14 protein-coding genes are annotated in these 11,871 nt (G+C 69.5%); 10 read left to right on the top strand and 4 right to left on the bottom strand.

Annotation, left to right across the window (positions count from 1 at the left end; genetic code table 11):
• Positions 1-142 precede the first annotated feature (142 nt).
• From ABTU92_RS10560 to ABTU92_RS10515, 10 genes are all read left to right on the top strand, one after another.
• The gene (locus ABTU92_RS10560) at positions 143-529 is read left to right on the top strand and encodes a YciI family protein (RefSeq protein ID WP_408090326.1); all 387 of its coding nucleotides are present in this window, start codon (positions 143-145) and stop codon (positions 527-529) included.
• A complete protein-coding gene (locus ABTU92_RS10555) occupies positions 526-1,791 on the top strand; it encodes an RNA polymerase sigma factor (protein ID WP_408090438.1) in 1,266 nt (421 codons plus the stop codon). The genes ABTU92_RS10560 and ABTU92_RS10555 overlap by 4 nt, the downstream gene beginning before the upstream one ends.
• A gap of 254 nt (positions 1,792-2,045) precedes the next feature.
• Positions 2,046-2,414 (top strand): DUF1428 domain-containing protein, encoded by a 369-nt coding sequence (locus tag ABTU92_RS10550; RefSeq protein WP_408090324.1) that lies wholly within the window; start codon positions 2,046-2,048, stop codon positions 2,412-2,414.
• A gap of 31 nt (positions 2,415-2,445) precedes the next feature.
• Positions 2,446-2,877: a YciI family protein gene (locus ABTU92_RS10545; RefSeq protein WP_408090323.1), complete on the top strand. Its 432-nt coding sequence runs from the start codon at positions 2,446-2,448 to the stop codon at positions 2,875-2,877.
• Between the two features lie 223 nt (positions 2,878-3,100).
• A complete protein-coding gene (locus ABTU92_RS10540; protein WP_408090321.1) occupies positions 3,101-3,532 on the top strand; it encodes a VOC family protein in 432 nt (143 codons plus the stop codon).
• Positions 3,533-3,535: 3 nt separating this feature from the next.
• On the top strand, positions 3,536-3,805 hold the full coding sequence (locus ABTU92_RS10535; RefSeq protein ID WP_408090319.1) for a MoaD/ThiS family protein: 270 nt from the start codon (positions 3,536-3,538) through the stop codon (positions 3,803-3,805).
• Positions 3,806-3,809: 4 nt separating this feature from the next.
• Positions 3,810-4,913 (top strand): exo-alpha-sialidase, encoded by a 1,104-nt coding sequence (locus tag ABTU92_RS10530; protein WP_408090317.1) that lies wholly within the window; start codon positions 3,810-3,812, stop codon positions 4,911-4,913.
• 13 nt (positions 4,914-4,926) lie between these two features.
• Entirely contained in the window at positions 4,927-5,349 is a 423-nt protein-coding gene (locus tag ABTU92_RS10525) for a VOC family protein (protein ID WP_408090315.1), read from the top strand.
• A gap of 400 nt (positions 5,350-5,749) precedes the next feature.
• A complete protein-coding gene (locus tag ABTU92_RS10520; RefSeq protein WP_408090436.1) occupies positions 5,750-6,028 on the top strand; it encodes a DUF6460 domain-containing protein in 279 nt (92 codons plus the stop codon).
• 136 nt (positions 6,029-6,164) lie between these two features.
• Positions 6,165-6,794, top strand: coding sequence for a helix-turn-helix transcriptional regulator (locus ABTU92_RS10515; RefSeq protein WP_111358236.1), 630 nt, complete (start codon positions 6,165-6,167; stop codon positions 6,792-6,794).
• Positions 6,795-7,424: 630 nt separating this feature from the next.
• Here ABTU92_RS10515 and ABTU92_RS10510 read toward each other — a convergent pair.
• From ABTU92_RS10510 to ABTU92_RS10495, 4 genes are all read right to left on the bottom strand, one after another.
• The gene (locus ABTU92_RS10510; RefSeq protein WP_408090313.1) at positions 7,425-8,786 is read right to left on the bottom strand and encodes an amidohydrolase family protein; all 1,362 of its coding nucleotides are present in this window, start codon (positions 8,784-8,786) and stop codon (positions 7,425-7,427) included.
• Positions 8,786-9,583, bottom strand: a complete 798-nt coding sequence (locus tag ABTU92_RS10505; RefSeq protein ID WP_408090311.1) for an ABC transporter permease — start codon at positions 9,581-9,583, stop codon at positions 8,786-8,788. The genes ABTU92_RS10510 and ABTU92_RS10505 overlap by 1 nt, the downstream gene beginning before the upstream one ends.
• A 165-nt stretch (positions 9,584-9,748) precedes the next feature.
• Positions 9,749-10,588, bottom strand: a complete 840-nt coding sequence (locus ABTU92_RS10500; protein ID WP_408090309.1) for an ABC transporter ATP-binding protein — start codon at positions 10,586-10,588, stop codon at positions 9,749-9,751.
• Positions 10,589-10,692: 104 nt separating this feature from the next.
• Entirely contained in the window at positions 10,693-11,688 is a 996-nt protein-coding gene (locus ABTU92_RS10495; protein WP_408090307.1) for an ABC transporter substrate-binding protein, read from the bottom strand.
• Positions 11,689-11,871: the final 183 nt, after the last annotated feature.

The following is an 11,871-nucleotide window of genomic DNA, read 5'->3' as shown; positions in this document are numbered from 1 at the left end:
TTCGGCTCCTTCGTTCCCTCCCCCCTTGTGGGGGAGGGACAGGGAGGGGGGTGAGCCGCACCCGAGGGACTCCCGAAATTTCCGTCCCCGTGTCGGGATCGGCTAGGCTCGGCCGTCCTCGGATCACGGAGGGAGCCCCCGGATGCTGTACGCCATTCTCTGCTACCATCAGGAAGACGTCGTCTGCTCCTGGAGCAAGGAGGAGGACGACGCCGTGATGGCGCGCCTCGCGCCGATCCAGGAGCGGCTCGCCCGCCAGGGCAAGCTCGGCCCCGTCGCGCGGCTGATGCCGACCACGGCGGCGACGACGCTGCGCAAGGATCGCGATCCGCCGCTCGTGATCGACGGCCCGTTCGCCGAAACGAAGGAGCAGCTCCTCGGCTTCTACATCGTCGATTGCGCGTCGCTCGACGAGGCGCTGGAGATCGCGCGCGAGCTCGGCGCGGCCAATCCGGGCGGCGCCTACGAGCTGCGCCCCGTCGCGCTGTTCAATCCCGCCACGGCGCCGCCCGAGAAGGCGACCGCCTGATGGATGTCGACTGGATCGGCGCGACCCTTCATGCGGCGCGGCCGCAGGCGCTCGCCGCGCTGACCCGCGCCTTCCGGGACCTCGACCTCGCCGAGGAGGCGCTGCAGGAGGCGTCGCTTCGCGCGCTCAAGACCTGGCCGAGGAACGGCCCGCCGCGCGACGCCGCGGCGTGGCTGATCATGGTCGGCCGCAACGCCGCGATCGATGCGGTGCGGCGCAAGCGCCGTGAGGCGCCGCTGCCCGACGAGGAGGTCTTGTCCGAGCGCGACGACGCCGAGGCGGCGCTCGCCGAGGAGCTCGACGAGAGCCACTATCGCGACGACATTCTGAGACTGCTGTTCGTCTGCTGCCATCCCGACCTGCCGGCCACCCAGCAGATCGCGCTGGCGCTGCGCATCGTCTCGGGCCTGTCGGTCGGCGAGATCGCGCGGGCGTTCCTCGTCAGCGAGGCCGCCATGGAGCAGCGCATCACCCGCGCCAAGCGACGGGTGGCGAGCGCGAACGTGCCGTTCGAGGCGCCGAGCCCGCCGGAGCGCGCCGCCCGCGTCGCGACCGTCGCGGCGACCCTCTATCTCCTGTTCAACGAGGGCTATGCGGCGAGCGGCGGCGAGGCGCATGTGCGCCACGGCCTGTGCGACGAGGCGATCCGGCTGGCGCGCCTGCTGCTCCGCCTGTTCCCGACCGAGCCCGAGATCATGGGCCTGACGGCGCTGATGCTGCTCCAGCATTCGCGCGCCGCGGCACGGCTCGACGCCGATGGTGACATCGTGCTGCTCGACGATCAGGACCGCAGCCGCTGGGACCGGCGGCTGATCGACGAGGGGCTCGCGCTGCTCGACAAGGCGATGCGGCATCGCGCTCCGGGCCCGTATCAGATCCAGGCGGCGATCGCGGCCCTGCACGCGCGCGCCGCGCGGCCGCAGGAGACCGACTGGGCTCAGATCGAGATTCTCTACGGCGTGCTCGAGCGGCTGACGCCCTCGCCGGTGGTGTCGCTGAACCGCGCCGTGGCGACCTGGAAGCTGCGCGGTGCCGAAGCGGCGCTCGCCGTGATCGGGCCGCTGGAAGCGGATCTCGCCGGCTACTTCTACTTCTTCGGCCTGAAGGGCGCGCTGCTCGACGCGCTCGGGCGCACCGGCGAGGCGCGCACCGCCTTCGACCGCGCCATCGCGCTCGCCCACTCGCCGGCCGAGGCCGCGCACATTCGCCGCCAGCTCGACCGCCTCGCCGCGGCGCCGGCGAAGACCGTCGCGACGCCGTGACGTCGCGCTCGCCTTCAGACCCTCGGCCCGTCATGCCCGCGCTCGTCGCGGGCATCCACGACCTTTATGCACCGCGGCGACGAGATCGTGGATGGCCGGGACGAGCCCGGCCATGACGAAGAGGGAAGCCGGCGACTGCCACGTCGTCCTGAAAATTACCTCCACCGAAAAAAGATTCGCGTCACTGTCGGGGGTGCACTCCGCCGTCCGTCTTCAGGGCGTGACGGAGAGACGAGACAGGAGGAGGACCCCCGATGGAGATGGTGGGCAAGTATGTCGACGGCTATGTGCTGCCGGTGCCGACCGCGAAGCTCGACGCCTATCGCGCGATGGCGCGCGCAGCCGGCGAGGTGTGGCGCGATCACGGCGCGCTCGCCTTCGTCGAATGCGTCGCCGAGGACGTGAAGCCCGGCACCCACACGTCGTTCCCGCAGGCCGTCAAGCTCGAGCCGGACGAGACCGTGATCTTCTCGTGGATCGTCTTCGCCTCGCGGGCCGAGCGCGACCGCATCAACGCGGCCGTGATGGAGGACGAGCGCATCAAGCAGTGGCACGAGCGCGAGCCGGTGTTCGACGGCAAGCGGATGTTCTGGGGCGGCTTCGACGTGCTGGTCGACGCCTGATCCGACATCCAAACAAAGAGGGAAGATCATCATGAAGGTCATGGTTCTGGTCAAGGCCAGCAAGGCGTCGGAAGCCGGCGAGATGCCGTCCACCGCGCTGTTCGAGGCGATGGGCAAGTACAACGAGGCGCTGGTCGAGGCCGGCATCATGCTGGCCGGCGAGGGCCTGCATCCGACCTCGAAGGGCAAGCGCGTGCGCTTCGACGGCGCGAGCCGCACCGTCATCGACGGCCCCTTCGCCGAGACCAAGGAGCTGGTCGCCGGGTACTGGCTGTGGAACGTCGCCTCGATGGAGGAGGCGGTCGCGTGGTTGAAGCGCTGCCCCAACCCGCACGACGAGGTGAGCGAGGTCGAGATCCGCCAGGTCTACGAGATGGAGGATTTCGGCGAGGCCTTCACGCCCGAGCTGCGTGACCGCGAGGCGCGCATGCAGGAGCGCATCCGCGAGCAGACCGGCGGGTGAGGGCAGGCTTCGCAGCGGACGGCGTCCGTGTCCCGGGCGCGGCGCACCGCGCCGTGACCCGGGACCCAGGGGCGACGGGACGATGCGCTCGGCGAACCGTCCGTCGTGCGGCTCCTGGGCTCCGGCTCTGCGGTGCAGCGGGCCGTTGGCCCGACGCGCCTTGTCCGGGGCACGAGCGAGGCACCCCGCCGGACCTGATCATAATCTCGCAAAGGACCCCCCGATGAGCACCATGGTCTTCCTCAATCTCCCGGTCGCCGATCTGCCGCGGTCGATGCGGTTTTTCGAGACGCTCGGCTGGACGTTCAACCCGCAGTTCACCGACGACACGGCGGCCTGCCTGGTCATCTCCGACACCATTTACGCGATGCTGCTGACTCACGACAAGTTCCGGCAGTTCACCGACAAGGCGATCGCCGATGGACACCGGACCAAGGAGGTGCTGATCGCGCTGTCGACGGAGAGCCGCGAGAAGGTCGACGCCCTGGTCGACACCGCCGTCAAGGCCGGCGCCGCCGAGCCGCGTCCGGCGAGCGACTACGGCTTCATGTACTACCGGGCGTTCGACGATCTCGACGGCCACACCTGGGAGATCATGTGGATGGACCCGGCGCATGTGCAGACGGCGCCGGCCGAAGCGGGTGCGGCTGCCTAGGCCATGCCCCGCGTCGTCTTCACGCAGAACATCCAGCGCCACGTCGCCTGCCCGGAGATCGAGGTCTCCGGGTCCACGGTCCGCGAGGCGCTGGAGGCGGTGTTCGCGGAGAACCCGCAGGCGCGCGGCTACGTGCTCGACGATCAGGGCGCGCTGCGTCGCCACATGAGCGTGTTCGTCGACGGCACCTTGGTGCGCGACCGCGCGCGGCTCGCCGAGCCGGTCGGCCCGGCGAGCACCATCCATGTCTTCCAGGCGCTCTCCGGAGGCTGATCAGATGAACGACGTGATTCTCGTGTCCACGCGAAAAGGCCTGTTCACGGTGACCCGGAACGGCGGCGGGTGGGAGATCGCCGACGTGGCGTTCCTCGGCGACAACGTGACGCTCGCGATGACGGATCCGCGCGACGGCCGCCGCTACGCGGCGCTCGATCACGGTCATTTCGGCGTCAAGCTGCACGCCGCGCTCCCGGGTGGTGGCTACACCGAGATCGCGACGCCGACCTATCCGGAGAAGCCGGAGGGCCACGAGGAGCTGGACATGTGGGGCCGGCCGCTGCCGTGGAGCACGGTGCGGATCTGGGCGCTGGCGCCGGGCGGCGCCGACGAGCCCGGCACGCTGTGGTGCGGCACCCTGCCGGGAGGCCTGTTCAAGTCGACCGACCACGGCGCCAGCTGGTCGCTGGTGCGGTCGCTGTGGGATCATCCGCTGCGGCAGAAATGGATGGGCGGCGGCGCGGATCTTCCCGGCCTGCATTCGATCTGCGTCGATCCGCGCAACTCCCGCCACGTCTCGATCGCGGTGTCGACAGGCGGGGTGTGGGCGACCGAGGACGGCGGCGACACCTGGACGCTGCGCGGCGAGGGCATGCGGGCCGAGTACGCCCCGCCCGAGCAGGCGCACGAGCCGCTCGGCCAGGACGTCCATTGCCTGGTGCAGTGCCGGGCCGCGCCGGAGCGCATGTGGGTGCAGCATCACAACGGCATCTTCGTCTCCTCCGACGGCGGCCGCCGCTTCTCCGAGATCGAGAAAGCCGGCCCGTCGACTTTCGGATTTGCGGTCGCGGTGCATCCGCAGGAGCCGGACACCGCGTGGTTCGTGCCGGAGATCAAGGACGAGAAGCGGATCCCCTGCGACGGCCGCCTGGTCGTCACCCGCACCCGCGACGGCGGCCGCTCGTTCGACGTGCTGACCGAGGGCCTCCCGCAACAGCACGCCTACGACGTCGTCTACCGCCATGCCCTGGCGCTCGACGATGCGGGCGAGCGCCTCGCCTTCGGCTCGACCACGGGCGGCCTGTGGGTGAGCGAGGACCAGGGGGACCGCTGGACCTGCGTCAGCCACACGCTGCCGCCCGTCTATGCGGTGCGGTTCGGCTGATCGGAGAGATGCGATGACCCGTCCGACCACCCCGAGCACCGTCGTCCCGGCGCTGCGCTATCGCGACGCGCCCGCCATGATCGACTGGCTGTGCGCCGTCCTCGGCTTCACGCGCCACGCCGTCTACGAGGACGGAGCGGGCGGCATCGCCCATGCCCAGCTCACGCTCGGCGGCGGCATGGTGATGCTCGGCACCGCCCGCGACGACGACTTCGGAAAGCTGCAGTCGACGCCGGCGGCGCTCGGCGGGTGCAGCCAGAGCCCCTATGTGGTGGTCGCCGACGCGGACGCCGTGCATGCCCGCGCGGTCGCGCATGGGGCCGAGATCGTGATGCCGCTGCGCGACGAGAGCCACGGCGGCCGCGGCGTCTCGTTCCGCGATCCCGAAGGGCATCTGTGGAACGTCGGCACCTACGATCCGTGGGCGACGAGCTGAACCGGGACGCGTTGATCTGAGCGACGAACCGTCAGCACGGCACGGCCTGCTCTCTCCCCCCTTGTGGGGGAGAGGTGGAGAGGGGGGTGAGCCCCGAACTCCGAGTTCGTGGTGTACCCCCCTCCCTGTCCCTCCCCCACAGGGGGGGAGGGAACGCTGGAACCGCAAGCTCCCGACGTAGGGCACGGCTCCACGAAAGAGTATCGAGCATGCAGTGCCGAGCCGCGGCGCCCGGCGGTGGCGGCGCCCCCGGCAGCGGGGCGCGGGCGAGCTCGCCCCGCTGCCGCCATCGTCTGTGCTATGGTGCCGGCCGAACAGCGGCACCCGAGGGCACGGCATGACGATGCGGGATCCGGAACGGCGGCCGATCCATTACGCGAACGGCACCGACGGGAACGGCATGCAGCAACGCTCTTCCGGCAACCTCGAACGGTTTCTCGGCGGCTCGCCCGGTGCGGTCGCCGTGCGGCTCGTCCTCCTGTCGATCCTGGTCGGCGTCGTCCTGTCCGCGGTCGGCCTCGATCCGCTCAACATCATCCACTCGATCGAGCGGCTCTTGCGCAGCGTCTGGGACATGGGCTTCGACGCCGTGGTCTGGCTGTGGCGCTACTTCCTGCTCGGCGCCGTGCTGGTGATCCCGATCTGGCTGATCATCCGGCTCGGCAAGGGCGGCCGCTGAGGCCGCTCCCGGGCCGCCACCCGGCGTCGCCGGTCGGCCCTGCGGCGCCCCGTGCGCATTCCGCTTGGCAGACCCAGGCTAAAATTCCTATACTGGCGCGAATCCACCGTGGCCCCGGCGTTCCGCAGGAGGTCCCATGCTGACCCATGCCCAGATCTGGACGGCGATCGACCGGCTGGCGGCGCGCGCCGGCCTGTCCGCGTCCGGGCTCGCCAAGCGCGCCGGCCTCGATCCGACCACCTTCAACAAGTCGAAGCGCATCACCCCGGACGGCCGCGCCCGCTGGCCGTCGACCGAGTCGGTGGCGAAGTCGCTCGCCGCGACCGGCGTGACGATCGACGACTTCGTCAAGCTGATCACCGACGACGGCAGCAATGCCGAGCAGGCCGTGCCGCTGATCGGCTTCGCCGAGGCCGGCACGGGCGGCTATTTCGACGACGGCGGCTTTCCGGTCGGCAAGGGCTGGGACGAGATCCCGTTCCCGGCCGTCGAGGACGAGCACGCCTACGCGCTGGAGATCTCGGGCGACTCGATGCAGCCGGCCTACCGGGACGGCACCGTGATCATCGTGTCGCCGCTGGCGCCGATCCGGCGCGGCGACCGCGTGGTGGTGAAGACCCGCGAGGGCGAGGTGATGGCCAAGGAGCTGCGCCGCAAGACGGCCAAGACGCTCGAGCTGCGCTCGCTCAATCCCGAGCACCAGGACCGCGTGCTCGCCGCCGAGGAGGTGCTGTGGGTCGCCCGCATCGTCTGGGCGAGCCAGTAGCATCCGGGCGCGCCGTTAGGCCGCGCCGGCTGCGATCATCGCACCGGCGGTCCACTGCGGCAGGCAGCGTAGCCCCAGGTCGGAATATCGCATTTCGAGCAGCCGGCGAGCCCGAGGCCCAGGCCGACCACCAGCAGAATCGCCACGGTACGCATAGCCTCGCAAACCCCTGCGAACCCAGATCCGTGTCCCCACCGGAAGACTAGGCGAGGCATCGTCCGCCGCGCCAGCCGTCTTTACGTTCCGTTCACAATCCGGCGAACGAGTGTGACCGCGGCGCCGCACCGGGGGCCCCCGATGTGTGGCTCTGGAGTCCCGCCTTCGCGGGAATGAGCGGAGTGTGGGTCGACGGCAGCGGAAACCATGGCCGGGACGAGCCCACGGCTGTCCGGCTCATGGTTTGCTTGATCGGCGACTGGTTCTGCACCTGCTGCCAACGATGACCAATGTCGAGCACGGCCAGAAAGACGCTCGCTCTCCTTCTGCGCGCCAACCTCATGCGTCGCAAGGACGTGACCCGCATGCAGCAGATAGAGCGATCTCCCCCGATCGACTCCCGTCGACTCACCCTCGACCCGGCCTATACATGAACCGGACAGCCGTGGGCTTGTCCCGGCCATGACGAAGTCGTCAGATCACCATCCGGCTCACCGCCCGCCGCGCCTCGGCGAGCAGGCCCGGCAGATCGAGCCCGGGAATGCGGCCGTCCTCGACGATCAGGCGGCCGTTGCAGAACCCCCATTTCACGTGGGCCTGGCCGCCGCCGGCCACGGGTGCGATGGCGGGATCGTGCAGGCCGGCGTAGCGCGGGTGGTCGAGCGAGTAGACGACGAGATCCGCCGCCATGCCGGGCGCCAGCGTGCCGGTCTGCGAGAGGCCGAGCACGGTCGCGCCGCCGGCCGTGCCCCATCTGATCACGTCCTCGACCGTGACGCTCGCGGCGCCGTCGCGGGCGCGGTGGACGAGCCACGCCATGTGGCTCTCGTTGACCATGTCGGCGGCTTCGTTCGATCCTGCGCCGTCGACGCCGAGCGAGACGCGGCCGCCGAGCCGCGCCAGCGCGGGGGCCGGCGCGATGCCGGAGCCGAGCCGGCAGTTCGACTGCGGGCAGTGCGCCATGCCGGTGCCGGTCTCGGCCATCAGCCGGATCTCCTCCGGCTGCATGTGGCAGAGATGGGCGAAGAACACGTCGGGCCCGAGCCAGTCGTGCCGCTGGACGAACTCGAGCGGCGTGCAGCCGTGCACGTCGCGGCAGAAATGCACGTAGTCGAGCGACTCGGAGAGATGGCTGTGCAGCCCGATTCCCATTTTTCGCGCCGCCGCCGCGAACTCGGGGAGCTCGTGCGCGTGCACGGACCAGGTCGGCGTGGTCGGCGCGAGGATCACCTTGCGCATCGCGTCGCCGCCGGCCTGATGGAAGCGGCCGACGTCGTGCGACACGCTCGCCAGCATGTCGTCGAGCGTCTCGGGCCGCGCCTCCGGCGGCGGGTTCAGGTCGATCTCGCGCACCTTGGTGGCGCCGCCGCGCATCAGCACGAAGCGCACGCCGAATTGTTCCGCCAGCTCGAACAGCAGGGCCGAGCCGTCGAAGCCCATGCCGGGCCAGTAGGCGTAGTGATGGTCGGCGATCGTGGTGCAGCCCGACAGCACCAGCTCGGCGATCCCGACCGTCGCGGCGATGCGCAGCGTCTCGGCGTCGACGAAGCGCCGATAGGCGACCGGCACGGCCGAGAGCCACGGCGCGAGCTGCAGGTCGATGCCGGCGGGAATCCCCTTCATCAGCGACTGGAACAGGTGATGATGGGTGTTGATCCAGCCCGGATAGATCACGCAGTCGGTGGCGTCGAGCACGCGCTCGCCGGGCTCCGGCGCGAGCGCGCCGATCGCCGCGATGCGGCTGCCGCGCAGGCGGATGTCGGGACCGGCCGCGCGGGCGGCCGCCCCGGCGCCACCGGTCATGATCGCGGTGGCGTTGCGGATGACGAGGTCCATCAGGTCTCCGGAACGAGCTCGCTCTCGTGCCAGTCGCCGAGCGCCAGCTTGGAGAGCGTGACCATGAGGAGGAAGAGCGCGACGCCGGTCAGCGTGATCAGCAGCAGCGCCGCGAACAGGAGCGGGATGTCGAGCTGGAAGCCGGCCTGGAGGATCTGGTAGGCGAGCCCGGCCGAGGTGCCGCCCGTGCCGGCGACGAACTCGGCGACCACGGCGCCGATCAGTGCGAGGCCGGAGGAGATGCGCAGGCCGCCGAAGAAGTAGGGCGCGGCGCTCGGGATGCGCAGCCGCACTAGCTCCTGCAGCCGCGTCGCCTTGTTCATCCTGAACAGATTGAGGAGACCGGGGTTGACGCTGCGAAGTCCCAAGATGGTGTTGGAGATGATCGGGAACAGCGCCACGATGGTGGCGCAGACGACGAGCGCGGCGGTCGGCTCCTTCACCCAGATGATGATCAGCGGCGCGATGGCGACGACGGGCGTGACCTGGAGGAGCACCGCGTAGGGGAAGAACGACATCTCGATCAGCTTGCTCTGCGCGAACGCGAACGCGATCAGCGTGCCGATCACGACGGCGAAGAAGAACGCCATGAACGTCACCTTGAGCGTGACGAGCAGCGAGGCGAGCAGCATCGGCCCCTGGTCCCACAGCGTCTGGGCGACCAGGATCGGCGACGGAACCAGATACTTGGGCACCTGGAACCACCAGACGGCGCCCTGCCAGACGACGAGCATGACGATGCCGACCAGCACGGGCAGGACGACGCCGAGGGTCTTGTTGTTGGGATCGAGTGCCATGGTGGGCCTCAGTCGAAATGAAAACACGTCGTAAACGGGGGCCGAACGTACAGGCTTGTCATGGCCGGGCTCGTCCCGGCCATCCACGCTCTTCCCCTCGGGTCGGGTGCAAGACGTGGATGCCCGCGGCGAGCGCGGGCATGACGGAACTGGGTGTCACGCGTCTCACGGATGCGACGCGCCGGCGCGGCTCGCCTCGGCGAGCAGGACCTGCAGGTCGCGCGCATAGGCCGCGAACTTCTGCGACACTCGCCAGGCGTCGTCGCGCGGATAGGGCTCGTCGATGACGACCTCGCGCAGCACGCGGCCGGGCCGCGCCGCCATCACGACGACGCGGGTGGAGAGGAACACCGACTCGTAGATCGAGTGGGTGACGAACACCACGGTGAGCTTCTTCTCGAACCACAGGTCGAGCAGATCCTGGTCGAGCTTGTTGCGGGTGATCTCGTCGAGCGCGCCGAACGGCTCGTCCATCAGCAGCAGGTTCGGCTCGGTGACGAGCGCGCGGGCGATCGAGACGCGCATCTGCATGCCACCAGAGAGCTGGCGCGGATAGCTCGCGTCGAATTTCTCCAGCCCCACCATGGCGAGCGCGCGATCGACGCGGCTGTTCGCCTCCGCCTTCGGCACGCCAGCGAGATCGAGCGGCAGGCGCACATTGGCGCGCACCCGCGACCACGGCATCAGGGTCGGATCCTGGAACACGAAGACGAGCTTCTTGCCCGGCTCGCCGACGTGATCGTAGTCGCGGCCCCACCACATCAGGCCGCCCGAGGTCGGCTCGATCAGGTTCGCGACCATCTTCAGGAGCGTCGACTTTCCGCAACCCGACGGGCCGAGCAGCGTGATGAACTCGCCTTGGTTCACGGTGAGGTCGATCGGCGTCAGCGCCCGCACGCCGGTGCTGAACACCTTGTCGGCGCCCAGCACCTCGATGGCGGGCGGGCCGGCGGGGGCGGGCGTTGCGTCGGTCACGTCGGCTCGCAGGGCCTGAACGGTGGTCATGAAGCGGTTTCCGGTTGCGACGGGCCCGCGGGAGCCGCGGACCCGCCCGCGCGAGGTGTCCTCGCAGATCGGCCGTGCGAGCGGTGCGGCCGCCCGCCGTCGGCTCACGGCATGATCTTGAGGTCTTTCACGAAGTTCAGCGTGTAGGCGGACTTCATGTCGACCTCGGGCTTCAGGAGCTTCTCCTTCACCATGAAGTCGTAGGTCGCCTTCCAGCGCGCGTCGGTCATGATGCCGATGCCCTGGGTCGCGGCGTCACCGCCGACCAGCACCTTGCTCTCGCGCAGCTTGCCGATCGCATAGGCGATCTGCTCGTCGCTCATCTTCGGGTTGTCCTTCTTGATGAGCGCGTTCGCGGGCGACGGATCGCCGTACAGATAGCTCTTCCAGCCCTCCATCGACGCCTTGACGAAGCGCTGCACCATGTCGGGCTTCTCGTCGGCGATCTTCTTCAGCGTGACGATCGTGGTGCCGTAGGGCGGATAGCCGTCGTTGGCGAAGAGGAAGAAGTTGACCTTGGCGCCGCTCTGCTGCGCGGCGAACGGCTCCGACGACATGTAGGCCTGCATGGCGGCGTTCGGATCCGCCAGGAAGGGCTGCAGGTTGAACGTGTAGGTGCGGGTCTGGTCGTCCGTGTAGCCGAACTTGGTCTTCATCCACGGCCACCAGTTGGAGCGGCCGGCGGTGGCGACGTAGATGGTCTTGCCCTTCAGGTCGGCGAGGCTCTTCACGTCCGGATGGGTCATCAGGCCCTGCAGGTCGGACTGGAACGAGGTCGCGACCGTGACGGCCGGGACGCCCTGCTCCAGCGCCTTGTAGACCGAGAAGTCGTAGCTCATCAGGAACTCGGTCTGGCCGGCGCCGAGGATCTGCATGCCGTTGACCTGCGGTCCGCCCATCCGGATCGTCACGTCGAGCCCGTGCTTCTTGTAGATGCCGGTGGCGACCGCCTGATAGAAGCCGCCGTGCTCGGCCTGGGCATACCAGCTCGTGAGCATGGTGACCTTGTCCTCGGCGCGCGCCGGGGCGGCGCCGAGCGCGACGGCGGCCGTGCCGGCGAGGCAGGCGAGAACGGCATACGGGCGCGCGAAAGCAAGCATGGAGACCTCATCCTCTGGCGGATGTCGGGTGGCGACACCGGGTGGCGATTAGGGCGGGCGACGGCGATCGGCAAATTGCGGGCGTTGCGGCGACGGGGTTTCCGACGTGACGACGTGACTGGATCTGGCGGCGTGTATGGACGTGCGTTTCACCCGGCTCGACGATCCGCGCATCCTTGCCAT

Origin of the sequence: Rhodoplanes sp. SY1 (assembly GCF_046000175.1) — a bacterium.
In the GTDB taxonomy this organism is placed as follows: domain Bacteria; phylum Pseudomonadota; class Alphaproteobacteria; order Rhizobiales; family Xanthobacteraceae; genus Rhodoplanes.
This window is presented reverse-complemented; position numbering and strand designations above follow the sequence as displayed.